The 256-nt window shown below is 70.3% G+C and carries 1 protein-coding gene; it reads right to left on the minus strand.

Translation table 11 applies throughout. The features are described 5' to 3' along the window. A partial coding sequence (locus tag AA75_RS49780; protein WP_033822729.1) for a helicase associated domain-containing protein occupies positions 1-256 on the minus strand: 256 nt, incomplete at both ends.

Consider the following 256-nt stretch of genomic DNA (forward strand, 5'->3'; position numbering starts at 1 on the left):
CGCCTGCTGCGGCTGTTGGCGATGAACAGGCCGAGGCTGATCTCCACCACGGTGCCCCCGTCGGTGCCGTCGTCCAGGACGAGGGTTTCTTTGTGCTTGCGCGGCACGTTCAGATGCCCCTCCCGCTCCCGGTACTGGGCGGCTGCGGCGAGGTTCCGCTGCTCTTTCTCCGCGTGCGGCACCTTCGCGGCCGGCTGCTCCTCGACAGCCAGCGGCTCCAGCCCGAGGACGTGCTCGCACACCCACTGCTGGGCCG

It is taken from the genome of Kitasatospora sp. MBT63 (genome assembly GCF_000710465.2).
In the GTDB taxonomy this organism is placed as follows: Bacteria; Actinomycetota; Actinomycetes; order Streptomycetales; family Streptomycetaceae; genus Kitasatospora.